13 protein-coding genes are annotated in these 19,215 nt (G+C 62.6%); 4 read left to right on the top strand and 9 right to left on the bottom strand.

Going from position 1 to position 19,215, the window contains the following annotated elements; translation table 11 throughout:
• Positions 1–8: 8 nt before the first annotated feature.
• Together mscK and selO are read left to right on the top strand one after the other, a co-directional pair.
• Positions 9–3,365 (top strand): mechanosensitive channel MscK, encoded by a 3,357-nt coding sequence (mscK, locus tag HWQ56_RS02420; protein ID WP_158158385.1) that lies wholly within the window; start codon positions 9–11, stop codon positions 3,363–3,365.
• A gap of 57 nt (positions 3,366–3,422) precedes the next feature.
• A complete protein-coding gene (gene selO / locus HWQ56_RS02415; RefSeq protein ID WP_176569697.1) occupies positions 3,423–4,880 on the top strand; it encodes a protein adenylyltransferase SelO in 1,458 nt (485 codons plus the stop codon).
• Here selO and HWQ56_RS02410 read toward each other — a convergent pair.
• Together HWQ56_RS02410 and HWQ56_RS02405 are read right to left on the bottom strand one after the other, a co-directional pair.
• Positions 4,877–5,278: a helix-turn-helix domain-containing protein gene (locus HWQ56_RS02410; RefSeq protein WP_176569696.1), complete on the bottom strand. Its 402-nt coding sequence runs from the start codon at positions 5,276–5,278 to the stop codon at positions 4,877–4,879. The two genes, selO and HWQ56_RS02410, sit on opposite strands and share 4 nt — an antisense overlap.
• On the bottom strand, positions 5,275–5,571 hold the full coding sequence (locus HWQ56_RS02405) for a type II toxin-antitoxin system HigB family toxin (protein ID WP_176569695.1): 297 nt from the start codon (positions 5,569–5,571) through the stop codon (positions 5,275–5,277). The genes HWQ56_RS02410 and HWQ56_RS02405 overlap by 4 nt, the downstream gene beginning before the upstream one ends.
• 158 nt (positions 5,572–5,729) lie before the next feature.
• Between HWQ56_RS02405 and trxC the strand changes: the two genes are divergently transcribed.
• Positions 5,730–6,164, top strand: a complete 435-nt coding sequence (gene trxC / locus HWQ56_RS02400; protein WP_176569694.1) for a thioredoxin TrxC — start codon at positions 5,730–5,732, stop codon at positions 6,162–6,164.
• Here trxC and HWQ56_RS02395 read toward each other — a convergent pair.
• The 3 genes from HWQ56_RS02395 to HWQ56_RS02385 form a co-directional block, all read right to left on the bottom strand.
• Positions 6,161–6,937, bottom strand: a complete 777-nt coding sequence (locus tag HWQ56_RS02395) for a ParA family protein (protein WP_158158390.1) — start codon at positions 6,935–6,937, stop codon at positions 6,161–6,163. The two genes, trxC and HWQ56_RS02395, sit on opposite strands and share 4 nt — an antisense overlap.
• 111 nt (positions 6,938–7,048) lie before the next feature.
• Positions 7,049–8,671, bottom strand: a complete 1,623-nt coding sequence (locus tag HWQ56_RS02390; protein ID WP_158158391.1) for a methyl-accepting chemotaxis protein — start codon at positions 8,669–8,671, stop codon at positions 7,049–7,051.
• Positions 8,672–8,750: 79 nt separating this feature from the next.
• Entirely contained in the window at positions 8,751–9,644 is an 894-nt protein-coding gene (locus tag HWQ56_RS02385; RefSeq protein ID WP_176569693.1) for a LysR family transcriptional regulator, read from the bottom strand.
• Between the two features lie 120 nt (positions 9,645–9,764).
• Here HWQ56_RS02385 and HWQ56_RS02380 point away from each other — a divergent pair, with 120 nt between their 5' ends.
• Positions 9,765–11,039 (top strand): MFS transporter, encoded by a 1,275-nt coding sequence (locus HWQ56_RS02380; protein ID WP_176569692.1) that lies wholly within the window; start codon positions 9,765–9,767, stop codon positions 11,037–11,039.
• 139 nt (positions 11,040–11,178) lie between these two features.
• On the opposite strand, the gene HWQ56_RS02375 is transcribed toward HWQ56_RS02380, so the two are convergent.
• From HWQ56_RS02375 to gltB, 4 genes are all read right to left on the bottom strand, one after another.
• Entirely contained in the window at positions 11,179–11,688 is a 510-nt protein-coding gene (locus HWQ56_RS02375; RefSeq protein WP_176569691.1) for a cytochrome b, read from the bottom strand.
• Positions 11,689–11,825: 137 nt separating this feature from the next.
• Entirely contained in the window at positions 11,826–12,890 is a 1,065-nt protein-coding gene (gene hemE / locus HWQ56_RS02370; RefSeq protein WP_176569690.1) for a uroporphyrinogen decarboxylase, read from the bottom strand.
• Positions 12,891–13,077: 187 nt separating this feature from the next.
• Positions 13,078–14,496, bottom strand: coding sequence for an FAD-dependent oxidoreductase (locus tag HWQ56_RS02365; protein ID WP_158154464.1), 1,419 nt, complete (start codon positions 14,494–14,496; stop codon positions 13,078–13,080).
• Positions 14,497–14,528: 32 nt separating this feature from the next.
• On the bottom strand, positions 14,529–18,977 hold the full coding sequence (gene gltB, locus HWQ56_RS02360; protein WP_176569689.1) for a glutamate synthase large subunit: 4,449 nt from the start codon (positions 18,975–18,977) through the stop codon (positions 14,529–14,531).
• Positions 18,978–19,215: the final 238 nt, after the last annotated feature.

Raw genomic sequence — 19,215 nt, 5'->3', positions numbered from 1 at the left:
TTCTACCTATGCCCTCACTGCGCTCATTTTTCTCCGCAGCCCTGCTTGGGCTGTGCCTGACTGTCACCGCCGTCCAGGCGGCCGACCCACCCACCAGCGAAGCGGTGCAGCAGAGCATCGACAAGATCGCCGAGCGCAAGCTCTCGGATGCCGACCAGAAGGCGCTGCAACAGGTGCTGGAGCAGACCCTGGCATTCCTCGCCGCCCGCGACGACAGCAATAACCAGCTGCCGGCGCTGAAAAAGCAGCTCAGCGAAGCCCCGCAGGTCATCGCCGAGAACCAGCACGAACTCACCAAGCTCAAGGCCACCAAGGCCGTGCCCGTCGCGCAACGCTATGCCAACCTGTCCGTGCCGCAGCTCGAACAACTGCTCAATGAACGCGGCGCCCAGCAGGGCGACCTGCAGAAGCAGCTGACCGAAGCCAACAGCCTGAGCATCACGGCCCAGACCCGCCCCGAGCGCGCGCAGACCGAGATCAGCAACAGCCAGGCGCGCATCGCGCAGATCAACGGCATCCTCAAAGCCGGCAAGGATAACGGCAAAGTGATCTCCCCCGACCAGCGCAACCAGTTGCTGGCCGAACAAGCGTCGATCAACGCCCTGATCACCCTGCGCCGCCAGGAACTGGCCGGCAACACCCTGCTGCAAGACCTGGGCAACAGCCAGCATGACCTGGTGATCGAAAAGATCGGCCGCGTCAGCCAGGAGATCCAGGACCTGCAGTCTCTGATCAACGACAAGCGCCTAGCCCAGTCCCAGGAGACCGTTACCCAGCAGTCCATCGAAGCCCAGAAGGCAGGTGGCAGCAGCGTGCTGGCCACGGAAAGCGCCACCAACCTCAAGCTGTCCGACTACCTGCTCAAGAGCACCGACCGCCTCAATGACCTGACCCAGCAAAACCTGCACACCCAGCAGCAGCTGGACAGCGTGACCCAGAGCGACCAGGCCCTGGACGAGCAGATCAATGTGCTCAAAGGCAGCCTGCTACTGTCCAAGATTCTCTACAAACAGAAGCAAGCCCTGCCGCACTTGAAGGTGGACCGCAACCTGGCGGACGAAATCGCCGACATCCGCCTGTACCAGTTCGAAGTCAACCAGCAACGTGAAACCCTGAGCAGCCCCACTGCCTATGTCGATGGCCTGATCGCTGCGCAGCCGCCGGAAGAGGTCACCCCGCAGCTGCGCAAGCAACTACTGGACCTGGCCATCACCCGCAGCGACCTGCTGGAACGCCTGAACCGTGAACTCAGCGCGTTGCTCAACGAGTCCATCACCCTGCAGCTCAACCAGAAACAGTTGCTGACCACCGCCCAGAGCCTGCGGGCCACCCTGGACGAGCAGATGTTCTGGATCCCCAGCAACAAGCCGCTGGACCCGGACTGGCTGGAAAGCGCCCCGGCGCACCTGAAGAAACAGGTCGCCACGCTGCCATGGGCCTCCAGCCTCAGCGAACTGGCCGACGGCCTGGTACAACGCCCGCTGTTTTTCGTGCCCTTGCTGTTGCTGATCGGCGTGCTGCTGTGGCGTCGCAGCTACCTGCACAACCGGCTCAACCGCGTGCACAAGGACATCGGCCATTTCAAGCGTGACAGCCAGTGGCACACACCACAGGCCTTGCTGGTCAACGTGCTGCTGGCCATACCGGTTGGCCTGGGCCTGGCGCTGTGTGGCCTGGCTCTGCAGCTCGATGCCCGGGGCCAGAACGCCAGCCTTGGCTCGGCGTTGCTGCAAATGGCCCAGGCCTGGCTGGTGTTCTACACCGCTTACCGGATATTGGCGCCAGGCGGCGTCGCCGAGGTGCATTTTCGCTGGGAAAAGGCTCAGGTCGAATTCCTGCGCAACTGGGTACGCCGCCTGGGCATCGTGGTCATGGCATTGGTGGCCATCGTGGCGGTGGCGGAACTGCAGCCCTCGGCACTGGCGGACGACGTCATCGGCATCGTCGTGGTGCTGACCTGCTATGCCCTGATGGCCTGGCTGCTCAGCCGCCTGCTGATCAGCAGCCCCACCCACCGCAATACCTCGCTGTTTCGCAAGGCCGTGGGCGTGGCCTTCACCGCCCTGCCGGTGGCCTTGTTCCTGGCGGTGTGCTTCGGCTACTACTACACCGCCCTGAAACTGACCGACCGGCTGATCGGCACGCTGTACCTGCTGATGCTGTGGCTGGTGATCGAGGCCGCCTTCGTGCGCGGCCTCAGCGTCGCCGCCCGCCGCCTGGCCTACCAACGCGCCCTGAGCAAACGCCAGGCGGCCAAGGAAAGCGGCGACGGCGAAATCCCGGTAGAAGAACCCACCCTGGATATCGAACAGGTCAACCAGCAGTCCCTGCGCCTGATCCGCCTGGCCCTGATGGGTGTGTTCATCGCCGGTCTGTACTGGGTATGGTCGGACCTGATCAGCGTGTTCGCGTATCTGGACAACGTCACCCTCTACGAATACACCAGCGGTACCGGCGCCACCATGAGCATGGTGCCCATCAGCCTGGGCGACCTGCTGGGGGCTCTGATCATCGTCGGCATCACCGTGGCCCTGGCCGGCAACTTGCCGGGCCTTCTGGAAGTACTGGTACTGTCACGTCTGAACCTGGCCCAGGGCAGCGCCTACGCCACCACCACGCTGCTGTCCTACGTGATCATCGGCATAGGCTTCGTCTCGGCGCTGTCGACCCTGGGGGTCAGCTGGGACAAGCTGCAATGGCTGGTGGCAGCGCTGTCGGTAGGCCTGGGTTTCGGCATGCAGGAAATCTTCGCCAACTTCATCTCCGGCATCATGATCCTGTTCGAGCGCCCGGTGCGCATCGGTGACACCATCACCATCGGCAGCCTGTCCGGCACGGTGAGCAAGATCCGCATTCGCGCCACCACCATCACCGACTTCGACCGCAAGGACATCATCGTCCCGAACAAGACGTTCATCACCGGGCAACTGATCAACTGGTCGCTGACCGACACCATCACCCGCGTCACCCTGAAACTGGGCGTGGACTACGGTTCGGACCTGGACCTGGTGCGCGCCCTGCTGCTCAAGGGCGCACAGGAAAACCCGCGCGTGCTCAAGGACCCGGCCCCCAGCGTATACTTCCTGAACTTCGGCGAAAGCACTCTGGACCACGAACTGCGCATGCACGTGCGTGACCTGGGCGACCGCAACCCGGTGCTCGACGAGATGAACCGCTACATCAACCGCGAGTTCAAGAAGAACAACATCAACATCTCGTTCCGGCAGATGGAGGTGTACCTGAAGAACACCCAGGGCCAGGAGTTCAAGATGGTGCCGGTGGAAAAGGTCGACGAGCAGTTGCTGCCCAATGTGCAGCAACAGCCCAGGACCCGCCCCGAGCCCCCCGACACTCATCTGGACTGACTGGACGCAACCGCCATACCCCAGCAGAATGCTTGGACATTCTGCTGGAGATGGCCGTTGAAAGCCCTCGACGAACTGACCTTCGACAACCGCTTCGCCCGCCTGGGCGACGCGTTTTCAACTTCGGTACTGCCGGAGCCCATCGACAACCCGCGCCTCGTGGTGGCCAGCGACGCGGCCATGGCGCTGCTCGACCTGGAACCCACCGAGGCTCATTCCCCGGTTTTCGCCGAGCTGTTCGGTGGCCACAAGCTGTGGGCCGAGGCAGAACCGCGGGCGATGGTGTATTCGGGCCACCAGTTCGGCGGCTACAGCCCGCGCCTGGGCGATGGCCGCGGGCTGCTGCTGGGCGAGGTCTACAACCAGGCGGGAGAGCATTGGGACCTGCACCTCAAGGGCGCCGGCCTGACGCCCTACTCGCGCATGGGCGATGGCCGCGCGGTGCTGCGCTCCTCGATCCGCGAATTCCTCGCCTCTGAGGCCTTGCACGCCCTGGGCATCCCCAGCAGCCGCGCGCTGTGCGTGATCGGCTCCGATACCGCGGTGTGGCGCGAAACCCAGGAGCGGGCGGCCATGCTGCTGCGCCTGGCACCCAGCCACGTGCGCTTCGGCCACTTCGAGTACTTCTACTACACCAAGCAGCCGGAGCAGGCCAAGGTGCTGGGCGAGCACGTGCTGGCCATGCACTTCCCCGAGTGCCTGGAGCAACCCGAACCTTACTTGGCCATGTTCCGCACCGTGGTGGAGCGCAACGCCGAGCTCATCGCCAAATGGCAGGCCTACGGCTTTTGCCACGGGGTGATGAACACTGACAACATGTCGATCCTGGGCATTACCTTCGACTTCGGCCCGTATGCCTTCCTCGACGACTTCGACGCCCATTTCATCTGCAACCATTCGGACCATGAAGGGCGCTACAGCTACAGCAACCAGGTGCCCATCGCCCACTGGAACCTCAGCGCCCTGGCCCAGGCCCTCACGCCGTTCATCAGCGTGGAAGCGCTGCGCGAGACCCTGGATCTGTTCCTGCCCCTGTACGAGGCCCATTACCTGGACCTGATGCGTCGGCGCCTGGGCTTCACCCGCGCGGACGACGGCGACAAGGCCATGATCGAAGCCCTGCTGCGGCTGATGCAGAACAGCGGCGTGGACTACCACCTGTTCTTCCGCCGCCTGGGTGACCAGCCGGCCGCGCAGGCGGTGGCGGTATTGCGTGACGACTTCGTCGACCGCGAAGGGTTCGACCGCTGGGCGGCGGGTTACGTGGCGCGGGTGGAGGGCGAGGCAGCGAATGAACACCGCACCGCGCGCATGCACGCGGTGAACCCGCTGTACGTGCTGCGCAACTACCTGGCGCAAAACGCCATTGATGCCGCGCAAAAAGGCGACTACGAAGAAGTCCGCCGCCTGCACACCATGCTGTCCCGGCCGTTCGACGAACAGGCGGGCATGGAGGCCTATGCGCAGCGGCCGCCGGAGTGGGGCAAGCATCTGGAGATCAGTTGTTCTTCCTAGAGGAACACTTCGGCTGACACCTTGAATCGGATCGATAGCGCCCGGATCTGACGAAGGTTGAGTTGACGCTTGCCATTGAGGATTTCAGAGATCACCGATTGGCTGCCGACCTCAGGCAAATCACTCTGCTTGAGGTGATGCTGGTCCAGCAAAAACCTGAGGACCTCGCTCCCCGGCGCCTTTGGCATGGGGCGGTGTTCGCGATCATAGGCGGCGACAAGGTCGCCCATGTGGTCGACCAGCCCGGACAAGGGGTGGTTCTCGTCACTACCGGTCAGCGCCAACAGCTCGTCCAATGAAGCTACAAGTGCGTCGTAGTCTTGCTCCGACGCCGGCTTTGCCAGCAATGGTGACAGTAAGTGCCAATGCTCGGTGGCGAACTTGATCGAAGGGTTCAAAACGCCTCCTCCTCCCACTTGCCCTTTGAATACTGGGCGTGGTCCAGTATGGATCGAATATAGATACGCTGACTGCGATACCTGACGATCGCGATCAGCCTCAGCTTGTTGCCGCCGATGTCAAATACGTGCAAGTCGCCAACCTTGTCCGTTACCGGGAAACTCCCTTTCATCGCCGCGAAATCTTCCGGGCAAACGCCTTTCATTAAACGGTACCAAGCATCCAAAGCTGCGGCGGCGCGAGGCCAATGCTCTTTAGCCTGCCAAATACGCTTCTCACTGATAACGTGCATTCCACCGTCCGCATCGCATTTTGCTATGCGAGTAACGATGGCACAACTCATAAAATAGCAAAATGCGATATTTCTTGGTCGGATGTAGGATTGGTCCTGGATTCCAACAGTCGAGGACAGAGGTAGAATGAACCACACTTCAGCCTGAGGACGCATTCATGCCCGACCCCCTGGTTATCCCCTGCCCCCACTGCAACGGCCTCAACCGCATCCCCGCCGAACGCTTGGGCGACTCGCCCAAGTGCGGGCGCTGCAAGGGTGAGGTGATTTTGGACAAACCCTTCGACTTGACCCAGGGCGACTACCCCAGCCAGATCAAGGGCGACCTTCCGTTGCTGGTGGATGTGTGGGCCGAGTGGTGTGGGCCGTGCAAGTCCTTCGCCCCCATCTTCGAGCAGGCCGCTGGCCAGCTCATTGGTCGCTGCCGCCTGGCCAAACTGGACAGCGAGGCCAATCAGCCATTGGCGGGGCAATTGGGCATCCGGTCGATCCCCAGCCTGATCCTGTTCCGGAACGGCCGCGAAGTGGCGCGCCAGAGCGGCGCGTTCCCGCTGCCGCAATTGTTGGCCTGGCTCGGATCCCAGGGTATTTAAGCGGCGGGGTTTTCCAGCAGATGATGCAACTCGACGAACTGTTGGGTCAGTTTGTGCCGCGGGTCCAGATGAATCAGCGGCTTGCTGGCCTGATGTGATTCGCGCATGCGCACCGAACTGTTGAGGTACACCGGCAACACCGGCAGGCCCTCGGCAATAAGCTCGTCGAGCATCTGCTGCGGCAGGCTGGCGCGCGTCTGGAACTGGTTGACGACGATGCCTTCCACTTCCAGGTCTTCATTGTGGTCGTCGCGCAGTTCACCGATCTCGGCAATCAAGCCATACAGCGCCTGGCGAGAGAAGCTGTCGCAGTCAAACGGGATCAAAACCCGGTCGGCGGCGATCAAGGCGGACACCGCATAGAAGTTCAGCGCTGGTGGCGTGTCGATGTAGATGCGGTCGTAATCTTCGGCGATCTCGTCCAGCAGCTTTCGCAGCTTGTTGATCTTGTGCTTGGCCTCGAGCTTGGGCTGCAGGTCTGCCAGCTCGGCCGTGGCGGTGACCACGTGCAGGTTGTCGAAAGGGGTCTCGTAGATGTCCACCGTATTTTTCTTGGCAAACGGCCCGGAAGACAGGGTCTGCTTGAAGAAGTCGGCGATGCCCATGGGGATGTCCTCGCCCGTCAGCCCGGTCAGGTACTGGGTCGAGTTGGCTTGTGCATCCAGGTCGATCAGCAGGGTGCGATAGCCCTCCTGCGCGCTGACAGCTGCCAGATTGCAGGCAATGCTGGATTTGCCTACGCCACCTTTCTGATTGAACACCACACGCCGCATGGGAAGACCTCCGTGTTCCAGTGAATGGGCCAGTGTAGATGCCTTGTCCAGGCATTAGCCAGCACCTTTGGATCAGAGGGGGCCTGCTGCAAGCAGGCCCGCGCCCTGCGGTCAGAGCTGGAAGCGGCCCACCATGTTCTTCAGGTCATGGGACAAGCCCGACAACGACTGGCTGGCTTCATCGATCTGCCCCGCCCCTTCGGATGTCTGGATCGACAAATCGCGGATGTTGACCAGGTTGCGGTCAATTTCACGTGCGACCTGGGCCTGTTCTTCCGAGGCGCTGGCGATGACCATGTTGCGCTCGTGGATCAGCGAAATCGCCGCGGCGATTTCGTCCAGGGCGGTACCGGCGGTCTTCGCGGTGTCCAGGGTGGACAGCGCCTGATCATTGTTGGCCTGCATGGTTTCCACCACCTTGGCGGTACCCTGCTGGATGGCAGCGACCATTTGTTCGATTTCCTGGGTGGAGGTCTGGGTACGGCCTGCCAGGGCACGTACCTCGTCGGCCACCACGGCAAAACCACGGCCCGCCTCGCCCGCACGGGCCGCCTCGATGGCAGCGTTGAGGGCCAGCAGGTTGGTCTGCTCGGCCACGCCACGAATCACATCGAGGATCTTGCCGATGTCCTGGGAATGGGCCGCCAGCTCCTTGACCTGCTCCGAAGCGTCTTCCACCCGCTTGCCCATGCGCTGGATGGCGCTGATGGTGGTGTCGACGCGCTCACGGCCCAACTGAGCGGTCTTGGTCGAGGCGTTGGACGCATCGGCGGTGGACACGGCATTGCGCGCCACTTCCTCTACCGCGGCGGTCATCTCGTTGACCGCAGTGGCAGCTTGCTGGATCTCGGCATTCTGGTTGTTCAGGTCGCCGGAGGTCTGGTTGGTGATGGCGGTCATTTCTTCCGAAGCAGCGGCCAACTGGTGCGACGAGTCACCGATCAGCCGCAGGGTGTCGATCAGGCTTTTCTGCATGTTGACCAACGACTTCAGCAGGTCGGCAGCCTCGTCCTCCCCCTCGACATTGATGCGCCCCGTGAGGTCGCCCTTGGCGATACGCCCGGCAGCGGTGACCGCCTCTTCCAGCGGTTTGACGATGCTGCGGGTCAAGGTCCAGGCGAGCAGGACGGTCAGCAGGAAGACAACGGCCAACACGGCAATGGTGGTCTGTATCGCGGTCTCATAACGCGCCTTCGCCGCCGTGGTATAGATCCCCGATTCCTGCAGGTTGATCTTCACCAGCTCATTGAACAGGTTGCCGGTCTGATCGGAAAGGTCCTGGATCGGGCCGTTGAGCAGCGCCAGCATGCCCTGAGTGTCACCCTGATCCGAAAGCGCCTGGTAGCGGGTCAGTTGCTCCTGGTAACGGGAGACCACACTCTGCAGTTGCGCGAACTGTGAACGCGCGGCCTCTGGCACGATCGGGGTATAGCCTTGCAAGGCCTTGTCCAGCTCGCCGCGCAGGAAGGTCATGCGGTCCAGCGCGGGGCGCAGCACGGCTGGGTCACGGTTGAGCATCAGGCGAAAGGTCAATACGCGGATGCCCAGCGAGTTGTCACGAATGCTGCCCAACCAACGCGTGCCGGCATGGGAAACCTCTTCGGTATGAATGACCGCCTCACGCATGTGCGTGATCTGGTTCATGGAAAACAGACCGAAGCCCAGCATCAGCAGGCTGATCAGGCCAAAGCTGAGGAAAGCACGGGTTGAGATGCGCAGCTGACGAACGTTCATAGGGGCTCCAGGAGGATAACTCGCTCTGTAGTCATCGGCCTGGGCCACTACAACTTGAACGCACCGTTTCGACCATTTGTTAACGGGTTGACTGTCGCGTCACGATGTCCACAAAGGCCTTGGCCATGGCGGATGTATTGGCTTTGCGCTGCACAAGCCACACCGACGTTACCGCCTCGGGGTCCAGCAATTTGCGGTACACCACCCCCTCGATGCGCATGGACTGGTATGAGGCCGGCAGCACCGACACCCCCAGGCCGGCCGACACCAGGCCAATGATGGTCATGGCCTCGCCAGCCTCCTGGGCGAAGTGCGGGCTGAAGCCAGCCTGGGTCGCCAGGCTGATCAACTGCGCGTATAACCCGCTGCCATAGCTGCGGGGGAAGAACACGAACGGTTCTTCGGCCAGGGCATTCATGTACAAGCCCGCCTCGCTATCCTGCGCCAGGGGGTGGTCGGCGTTGAGCAGTGCCACCAGAGGCTCGCTGAACAGCTCTACCCAGGTCAGCGAATCAGGCAGTGGTAACGGGCGAATCAGACCTACCTCAATGGTCTCATCCACCAATGCATCGGCCACGCCCTTGCTGCTCATCTCTTCGAGGTTCAGGTGCACGGCCGGGAAGGCCTGACGAAAAGCGTAGATCGCCTTGGGAATGCCGGAATTGAACGGCGCCGATGAGGTGAAACCGATCTTCATCTCCCCCAGCTCGCCCAACTGCGCACGCCGGGCCACGTTCGCAGCTTTGTCCACCTGCGCCAACACCAGCCGCGCTTCCTCCAGGAACAACCGCCCAGCTTCGCTCAGTGCCACCCGACGGTTGGTACGCTCGAACAGCCGCGCCCCTACTTCCTGTTCAAGTGCCTGGATCTGCTGGCTGAGTGGTGGCTGGGAGATGCCCAGCACCTCTGCTGCACGGCCGAAATGCAGCTCTTCGGCCACGGCAATGAAATAACGCAGGTGTCGCAGTTCCATGGCGCCCTCGATCAAGTCGTTAAAGCTATCAAACAGGTCGAACAATATATTGGAAAGAATGATTAGCCAGCTATAAGCTTTTTCCTACCTTCCAATCGGTCGCACCCTACCGAGGCCCGCGTGAAAACTGCCGCTGCACCCCAGCATCAAGCAATACCCCCTACCACCCTCGCCGAGGTCGCTGCGGACCTGAGCGAGGCCTATATCGAGAAAGGCACACCGCTGTTCATGCGTACCGTGCTGGCGCTGTTCTCCGGTGGCTTCGCCACCTTCGCGCTGCTGTACTGCGTGCAGCCGATGATGCCGATCCTGTCCCACGAGTTTGGCATCAATGCCGCGCAAAGCAGCCTGATCCTGTCAGTGTCCACCGGCATGCTGGCCATCGGGCTGCTGATTACCGGGCCCATCTCCGACGCCATTGGCCGCAAGCCGGTGATGGTCTTCGCGCTGTTCGCCGCTGCCCTGTGCACGCTGGCCAGCGCCTTGATGCCCACCTGGCAAGGCGTGTTGGTGATGCGCGCCCTGACGGGGCTGTCCCTCAGCGGTTTGGCGGCCGTGGCCATGACCTACCTGAGCGAAGAGATTCACCCCCAGCACATTGGCTTGGCCATGGGCCTGTACATCGGCGGCAACGCCATCGGCGGCATGAGCGGACGCTTGATCAGCGGCGTGCTGATCGACTTCGTCAGCTGGCACACGGCGATGCTGGTCATCGGCGGCCTAGCGCTGATCGCGGCCCTGGTGTTCGTGAAAATCCTCCCGCAGTCGCGCAACTTCCGTCCGCGCAAAATGAACCCGCGGGGCCTGCTGGAAGGCTTCACCATGCACTTCAAGGACGCCGGCCTGCCGTGGCTGTTTCTTGAAGCCTTCCTGTTGATGGGCGCCTTCGTCACCCTGTTCAACTACATCGGCTACCGCCTGCTGGCCGGCCCGTACCACATGAGCCAGGCGCTGGTGGGCCTGCTGTCGGTGGTGTACCTGGCGGGCATCTACAGCTCGGCCAAGGTTGGCGCCCTGGCCGACCAGCATGGCCGGCGCAAAGTGTTCTGGATGAGCATCACCCTGATGTTCGCCGGCCTGCTGGCCACCCTGCTCAGCCCGTTGCCGGTGATCATCGTCGGCATGCTGATGTTCACCTTCGGCTTCTTCGGCGCCCACTCGGTGGCCAGCAGCTGGATCGGCCGCCGGGCTACCAAGGCCAAGGGGCAGGCTTCATCGCTGTACCTGTTCAGTTATTACGTGGGGTCCAGCGTGGCGGGAACCTTGGGCGGGGTGGCTTGGAACTATGGCGGGTGGAATGGAGTTGGGGCGTTTATCGGGGCATTGCTGGTGGTGGCGCTGATGGTGGCGGCGCGGTTGGCGAAGTTGGCGCCGTTAGCGCTGGGCAAAGCCTGATTGGAAAGTTGTGCGCCGGCCGTGTAGCAGCGGACCCGGCCGCGTCGGCGGCACATGCGGTATACCTGATGCAGCGCGGCGTCAGTGACGCGGCCAGGTCCGCTGCTACGCGAGCCTTGTAGCAGCAATGTCCCGGTGTTTAGCGAGTGACCAGCATACGCCGCAGAACCGGCTTCCCCACCGCCTCATGCTTGACCACCGCCAGCACATGCAACGCCACCAGCAGCCCCAGCAGCACATTGCAGCCGGCGTGCAGGGTGTGGAAGCGGTGATCCCACTCGGGGTCAAGGATGGGTTGCGGCAAGGTCAGCCAGTCGAACACCTGGATGGGCCGGTCCATCATCAGCACGCCCGTCAGCAGTACCAGGGCGGTGACGGCGTAGATGACGTTGTGGATAACCCCGGCCACCTGTTCGCCCGGGCGGTGGCCATAGCGGCGTACGTGCCCCAGGCGCAACCAGGTGCGCAGGGCGAACACGGGAATGAACAGGATCGACAAGGAGACGTTGAGGCCGGCGATGGTCGCCTTGAAGCCCGGGGTAACGTCCAGCAGCATCACCGAGAAGCCCATCACCAACGCCCAGAGGATGAACGCTGCCGACAGCCAGTGCAGCAGCACCTGGGCTGGCGAATAGATTTTCGATGCCATGATTAGGCCACCTTTTTTGCGGAGACGGAATGCTACCGCAAATGCCAGATGGAAATGCTTCTTGATCGTGAATTTTTATGACGCCCGTACCAAAAACGCCCGGCATGGGCCGGGCGCTTGTTGGGTTCAGGACGCGCTTACTGGTGGTACTGCGCCGAGAACTCGTGCACCGCGTTGATGAAAGCACCAGCATGCTCCGGGTCCACTTCCGGGGTGATGCCGTGGCCCAGGTTGAACACGTGGCCCGTGCCGTTGCCGTAGCTGGCCAGGATACGCGCCACTTCAGCACGGATGGCTTCGGGCTTGGCGTACAGTACGGTCGGGTCCATGTTACCTTGCAGGGCCACCTTGTTGCCCACGCGGCGACGGGCTTCGCCCAGGTCGCACGTCCAGTCCAGGCCCAGGGCATCGGCGCCAGCGTCGGCGATGCTTTCCAGCCACAGGCCGCCGTTCTTGGTGAACAGGATGACCGGCACCTTGCGGCCTTCGTGTTCGCGAATCAGGCCGCTGACGATTTTCTTCATGTAGGCCAGGGAGAACTCCTGGTACGCCGCGGCCGACAGGTTGCCGCCCCAGGTGTCGAAGATCTGCACCGCCTGGGCGCCAGCCAGGATCTGGCCGTTGAGGTAGCTGGTGACCGACTGGGCCAGCTTGTCCAGCAGCAGGTGCATGGCCTGGGGGTTGTCGTAAAGCATGGCCTTGGTCTTGCGGAAGTCTTTCGACGAGCCGCCTTCGACCATGTAGGTGGCCAGGGTCCAGGGGCTGCCCGAGAAGCCAATCAGCGGCACGCGGCCGTTGAGCTCGCGGCGGATGGTGCTGACGGCGTCCATCACGTAGCCCAGGTCTTTTTGCGGGTCGGGGACAGGCAGGGCTTCGATGTCGGCCAGGGTGCTGACCACTTTCCTGAAGCGCGGGCCTTCGCCGGTCTCGAAGTACAGGCCCTGGCCCATGGCGTCCGGGATGGTGAGGATGTCGGAGAACAGGATGGCCGCGTCCAGCGGGTAGCGCTCCAGCGGCTGCAGGGTGACCTCGCAGGCGAACGCCGGGTTCATGCACAGGCTCATGAAATCACCGGCCTTGGCGCGGCTGGCGCGGTATTCAGGCAGGTAGCGACCGGCCTGACGCATCATCCACACGGGGGTGACGTCGACAGGTTGCTTGAGCAGGGCACGGAGGAAACGGTCGTTCTTCAGGGCAGTCATGGGAGCATCCGGCAGATAAGTGCCGGCATTTTCCCAGACTGGAACGCAAAAGGCACGGCGTGGGCCGTGCCTTTTATCTATCGGGGCGATTTGTGGGACCGGGCGAAGCTCGGGAAGACCGCCCCGCATGGTCACTGGGACTGCGCGGTGGCTGTTTCCCGAGCTTCGCCCGGTCCCACGGGGGGCATCACACTTCCAGATAGTCCAGGATACCTTCGGCGGCGTTGCGGCCTTCGAAGATAGCCGTGACCACCAGGTCCGAACCGCGGACCATGTCGCCGCCGGCGAAGATCTTCGGGTTGCTGGTCTGGTGCTTGAACTTGCCTTGTTCCGGGGCAACCACGCGGCCCTGGCTGTCGGTCTGGATGCTGAACTGCTCGAACCACGGCGCCGGGCTCGGGCGGAAACCGAAGGCGATGACCACGGCGTCGGCCGGGATGATCTCTTCGGAACCGGGGATCGGCTCGGGGCTGCGACGGCCACGGGCATCAGGCTCGCCAAGGCGGGTCTCGACCACCTTCACGCCTTCGACCTTGTCTTCACCCACAATGGCGATGGGCTGGCGGTTGTAGAGGAACTTCACACCCTCTTCCTTGGCGTTCTTCACCTCTTTGCGCGAGCCCGGCATGTTCGCTTCGTCACGGCGGTAAGCACAGGTAACGGCCTTGGCGCCCTGGCGGATGGACGTGCGGTTGCAGTCCATCGCCGTGTCGCCACCGCCCAGTACCACGACCTTCTTGCCTTTCATATCGACAAAGTCTTCCGGCGACTTTTCAAAGCCCAGGTTGCGGTTGACGTTGGCGATCAGGAAGTCCAGCGCATCGTGCACGCCCGGCAGGTCTTCACCCGGGAAGCCGCCCTTCATGTAGGTGTAGGTGCCCATGCCCATGAATACGGCATCGTATTCTTCGAGCAGTTGCTCCATGGTCACGTCCTTGCCCACCTCGGTGTTCAGGCGGAACTCGATGCCCATGCCGGTGAAGACTTCGCGACGATTGCTCAGCACGGTCTTTTCCAGCTTGAACTCGGGGATGCCGAAGGTCAGCAGGCCACCGATTTCCGGGTTTTTGTCGAACACCACCGGGGTCACGCCGCCGCGCACCAGCACGTCGGCACAGCCCAGGCCGGCAGGGCCGGCGCCGATGATGGCGACACGCTTGCCAGTCGGCTTGACCTTGGACATGTCCGGGCGCCAGCCCATGGCGAAGGCGGTGTCAGTGATGTACTTCTCCACCGAACCGATGGTCACCGCGCCGAAGCCGTCGTTCAGGGTGCAGGCACCCTCGCACAGGCGGTCCTGCGGGCACACACGGCCGCACACTTCCGGCAGGGTGTTGGTCTGGTGCGACAGTTCGGCGGCGGCCAGGATGTTGCCCTCGGCCACCAATTTCAGCCAGTTGGGAATGAAGTTGTGCACCGGGCACTTCCATTCGCAATACGGGTTACCGCAACCCAGGCAGCGGTGGGCCTGGTCGGCCGACTGCTGGGGTTTGAAGGGTTCGTAGATTTCCACGAACTCTTTCTTGCGCTGACGCAACAGTTTCTTCTTCGGATCCTTGCGCCCGACCTCGATGAACTGGAAGTCATTATTCAGACGTTCAGCCATTTTAAAACCTCATCAACTTCTTCAGGCGCATATCACTGCGGGTTGGCACGGGTGCTGGTGAGCAACGATTTCAAGCTGGCAGCCTTGGGCTTGACCAACCAGAAACGGCGCAGGTAGTCATCCAGGTTTTCCCAGACGTTACGGCCCCACTCGCTGTCGGTTTCTGCCACGTATTCGGCCAGCACGCGTTCGATGTGGCTACGGTAGGCCTCCATCGCTTCGCCGCTGATGCGCTGGATTTCCACCAGCTCGTGGTTGACGCGGTCAACGAAGGTGTTGTCCAGGTCCAGCACGTAGGCGAAACCACCGGTCATGCCGGAGCCGAAGTTGTAGCCGGTCTTGCCCAACACGCAGACGAAACCACCGGTCATGTATTCGCAGCAGTGATCGCCAGTGCCTTCCACCACGGTGTGGGCACCGGAGTTGCGCACGGCGAAACGCTCGCCTGCGGTGCCTGCGGCGAACAGCTTGCCGCCGGTGGCGCCGTACAGGCAGGTGTTGCCGATGATGGCGCTTTCCTGAGTCTTGAACGGGCTGCCTTTTGGCGGAACGATGACCAGCTTGCCGCCAGTCATGCCCTTGCCCACGTAGTCGTTGGCATCGCCTTCCAGGTACATGTTCAGGCCACCGGCGTTCCATACGCCGAAGCTCTGGCCCGCGGTACCGTTGAAGCGGAAGGTGATCGGCGCCCCGGCCATGCCCTGATTGCCATAGGCACGGGCGATCTCACCCGAGATGCGCGCACCGATGGAACGGTCGCAGTTGCAGATATCCAGGCTGTAGTCGCCGCCGGTCTTGCCAGCGATGGCGGCCTTGGCCAGGTCGACCATCTGCTCGGCAAGCAGCCCCTGGTCGAACGGCGGGTTGCGGTCCACCTCGCAGAACTGCGGCTTGTCGGCCGGAATGTGCGAGCTGCCCAGCAACGGCGTCAGGTCCAGGTGGTTCTGCTTGGCGGTCTGGCCTTCCAGCACTTCGAGCAGGTCGGTACGGCCGATCAGCTCGCCCAGCGAGCGCACGCCCAGCCTGGCCAGCCATTCGCGTGTCTCTTCTGCCACGTAAGTGAAGAAGTTGATGACCATGTCGACGGTGCCGATGTAGTGGTCCTTGCGCAGCTTGTCGTTCTGGGTAGCCACGCCGGTGGCGCAGTTGTTCAGGTGGCAGATGCGCAGGTATTTGCAGCCCAGGGCGATCATCGGCGCGGTGCCGAAGCCGAAGCTCTCGGCGCCGAGGATGGCTGCCTTGATCACGTCGAGGCCGGTTTTCAGGCCGCCGTCGGTCTGTACCCGCACCTTGCCGCGCAAGTCGTTGCCACGCAGGGTCTGGTGGGTCTCGGCCAGGCCCAGTTCCCACGGTGCGCCCGCGTACTTGATGGAGGTCAGCGGCGATGCGCCGGTACCGCCGTCATAGCCGGAGATGGTGATCAGGTCGGCATAGGCCTTGGCCACGCCGGCGGCGATGGTGCCCACGCCCGCCTCGGCCACCAGTTTCACCGAAACCAGCGCCTGAGGGTTGACCTGTTTCAGGTCGAAAATCAGCTGCGACAAATCTTCGATCGAGTAGATGTCGTGGTGCGGCGGTGGCGAGATCAGGGTCACGCCTGGAACCGCATAGCGCAGCTTGGCGATCAGGCCGTTGACCTTACCGCCTGGCAACTGGCCGCCCTCGCCTGGCTTGGCGCCCTGGGCTACCTTGATCTGCAGCACTTCGGCGTTGACCAGGTACTCGGGGGTCACGCCGAAACGGCCGGTGGCAACCTGCTTGATCTTGGAGCTTTTGATGGTGCCGTAGCGGGCAGGATCTTCGCCGCCCTCACCGGAGTTGGAGCGGGCACCCAGGCGGTTCATGGCCTCGGCCAGGGCCTCGTGGGCCTCTGGCGATAGCGCGCCCAGGGAAATACCCGCCGAGTCGAAGCGCTGCAGAATGGCTTCCAGCGGCTCGATTTCGTCGATGGCCAGCGGGGTGTCCAGCTCCTTGACCTTGAACAGGTCGCGGATCATCGACACCGGGCGGTTGTCCACCAGCGCGGTGTATTCCTTGAATTTCTCGTAGTCGCCCTGCTGCACGGCGGCTTGCAGGGTGTTGACCACGTCTGGGTTGTAGGCGTGGTATTCGCCACCGTGCACGAACTTCAGCAGCCCGCCTTGCTGGATCGGCTTGCGCGCGCTCCAGGCTTCGGTAGCCAAGGCCTTCTGTTCGGCTTCGATGTCGACGAAACGCGCACCCTTGATACGGCTTGGCACACCACGGAAGCTCAGGTTGCAGACTTCCTCGGACAGGCCGATGGCTTCGAACAGCTGCGCACCGCGGTAGGACGCGACCGTGGAGATACCCATCTTCGACAGGATCTTGAGCAGGCCCTTGGTGATGCCCTTGCGGTAGTTCTTGAACACCTCGTAGAGGTCGCCCAGCACTTCACCGGTACGGATCAGGTCGCCCAGCACTTCGTAAGCCAGGAACGGGTAGACCGCCGAGGCGCCAAAGCCGATCAGCACGGCGAAATGGTGCGGGTCGCGAGCCGTAGCGGTTTCAACCAGGATGTTACTGTCGCAACGCAGGCCTTTCTCGGTCAGACGGTGGTGCACCGCGCCAGTGGCCAGCGAAGCGTGAACCGGCAACTTGCCTGGGGCAATGTGGCGGTCGCTCAGCACGATCTGGGTGTGGCCGGCGCGCACGGCTTCTTCGGCCTGGTCGGCGATGTTGCGCACGGCTGCTTCCAGCCCCACGCTCTCGTCGTAGTTCAGGTCGATGATCTGGCGGGAGAAGCCCGGCAGGTCGAGGTTCATCAGCGAGCGCCACTTGGCCGGGGAAATGACCGGCGAGCTGAGGATCACGCGCGAAGCATGCTCAGGCGACTCCTGGAAAATGTTGCGCTCGGCGCCCAGGCAAATCTCCAGGGACATCACGATGGCTTCGCGCAGCGGGTCGATCGGCGGGTTGGTGACCTGCGCGAACTGCTGGCGGAAGTAGTCGTACGGCGTACGCACGCGCTGGCTCAGCACCGCCATCGGCGTGTCGTCGCCCATGGAACCCACGGCCTCGTAACCCTGCTCGCCCAACGGGCGCAGCACCTGGTCACGCTCTTCGAAGGTGACCTGGTACATTTTCATGTACTGCTTGAGCTGGTCCGGGCTGTAGAAGGACGAACCGTGGTCGTTGTCTTCCATGGTGGCCTGAATGCGCAGGGCACTTTTGCGCAGCCACTGCTTGTACGGGTGGCGCGACTTCAGGCGGTTGTCGATGGCATCAGTGTCGAGGATCTGGCCGGTCTCGGTGTCCACCGCGAAGATCTGGCCCGGGCCGACGCGGCCCTTGGCGATGACGTCCTCGGGCTTGTAGTCCCACACGCCGATCTCCGACGCCAGGGTGATGTAGCCGTTCTTGGTGGTGACCCAGCGCGCCGGGCGCAGGCCGTTGCGGTCCAGCAGGCAGACGGCGTGGCGACCCTCGGTCATCACGATGCCGGCCGGGCCGTCCCACGGCTCCATGTGCATGGAGTTGTACTCATAGAACGCCCGCAGGTCGGGGTCCATGGTCTCGACGTTCTGCCAGGCTGGCGGAATCAGCATACGCACGCCGCGGAACAGGTCGATGCCGCCGGTGACCATCAGCTCCAGCATATTGTCCATGCTGGAGGAGTCGGAGCCCACGCGGTTGACCAGCGGGCCGAGCTCTTCCAGGTCCGGGATCAGGTCATTGGCGAACTTGGTGCGACGGGCCTGGGCCCAGTTGCGGTTGCCAGTGATGGTGTTGATCTCGCCGTTGTGGGCGAGGAACCGGAAAGGCTGGGCCAGCGGCCACTTCGGCAGGGTGTTGGTGGAGAAACGCTGGTGGAAGACCGCGATGGCGGTCTGCAGGCGTTCGTCGCTCAGGTCCGGGAAGAAGGCCGCGAGGTCACGCGGCATCATCAGGCCTTTATAGATGATGGTCTTGTGCGAAAAGCTGCAGATGTAGTGGTCGGTGTCGGCGGCGTTGGCCACCGACGAACGGCGACGGGCACTGAACAGCTTGATGGCGAATTCCTGATCGCTCAGGCCTTCACCACCAATGAACACCTGTTCGATCTTCGGCAGGCGCTCCAAGGCCAGGCGGCCGAGCACGCTGGTGTCGATCGGCACCTGGCGCCAGCCGATCAGCTTCAGGCCAGCGGCGAGGATCTCGCGGTTCATGTTTTCGCGGGCAGCTTCGGCGCGGGCGTCGTCCTGGTTCAGGAACACCATGCCTACGGCGTACTGCTTGGGCAGTTCGACGCCGAAGGTTTCCTGGGCCATGGCGCGCAGGAACTGGTCGGGCTTCTGCATCAGCAGGCCACAACCGTCGCCGGTCTTGCCGTCCGCGTTGATCCCACCGCGGTGGGTCATGCAGGTCAGCGCTTCGATGGCTGTTTGCAACAGGTGGTGACTGGGCTCGCCAGTCATATGGGCAATCAGCCCAAAACCACAGTTGTCCTTGAATTCATCGGGTTGGTACAGACCTGTTTTCATAGACACTTTCTCACCAGGCTGCCTCCTGTGGAGGCAAATTCTTTTCAATTCAACCGCTTACCAACCGCGCCGAACGTACGCCAGCTTTGCAGGGGCAAAAGGGAGGTCATTGTACACAGCGACAGGGTCGCCCACAAATTTGAGCGGCGATCCCGCACAAAATCATGTCGCAATTCTATAAGTTTTAAGCAATGGGTTGTGATAGCAACGTTGCTTGAGTCTGAAGCTTATCAGCCTG

The organism is Pseudomonas eucalypticola (assembly GCF_013374995.1).
Classification (GTDB): domain Bacteria; phylum Pseudomonadota; class Gammaproteobacteria; order Pseudomonadales; family Pseudomonadaceae; genus Aquipseudomonas; species Aquipseudomonas eucalypticola.
This window is presented reverse-complemented; position numbering and strand designations above follow the sequence as displayed.